This is a genomic window from Deferrisoma palaeochoriense, assembly GCF_054656955.1.
In genome coordinates, this window is the sequence record NZ_BAAHXI010000175.1 from 1 (window position 1) to 554 (window position 554).

Below are 554 nucleotides of genomic sequence, written 5' to 3' on the forward strand. Positions count from 1 at the left end.
GCTTTCGCGAACTTCTTCGAGGCCTCCCGGAACGCCTCCTTGTTCTGGGGCTGGCGCATCTGGGTCTCGGAGTCGTCGAGCACGATGGCTTTGAGGCCCTTCGACCCCATGACCGCCCCCAGCCCGCCCCGGCCCGCGTGCCGGGTGGGCCGCATCTCCCGGTCGGTGCAGGCGATCGAGGCCGCGGTGAGGCCCATCTCCCCCGCCTGCCCGATCGTCACAAACCCGATCTTCTTCTCCCCGTACTTCTCCACGAGCTTCGCCACGGTGTCGTAGTTCCCCAGCCCCTTGAGCTCCGGGCTCTCCACGAGCTTCACCGAACCTTTCCGGAGTTCCAGGGTGTAGCGCTTGTCCGGGTCGGCCGGCTGGTCCTCGATCACCAGGGCCCGGATCCCCAGCCGGGCCAGGATCTGGCCGGCCTGGCCCCCGGCGTTCGCCTCCTTGATGGTGCCCGTGAGCGGGCTTTTCCCGCCCACCGAGATCCGGCCCGAGATCGGCGCGGCCGACCCGCCCAGAAGCCCCGGCGCGAACACGAGCTTGTTGGCCGGCCCCAG

At 69.9% G+C, this 554-nt stretch carries 1 protein-coding gene; it reads right to left on the reverse strand.

Annotation, left to right across the window (positions count from 1 at the left end):
- Positions 1-554, reverse strand: a 554-nt coding sequence (locus ACYQ8L_RS18595) for an aldehyde ferredoxin oxidoreductase N-terminal domain-containing protein (RefSeq protein ID WP_459943310.1), incomplete at both ends; no start/stop codon positions are given.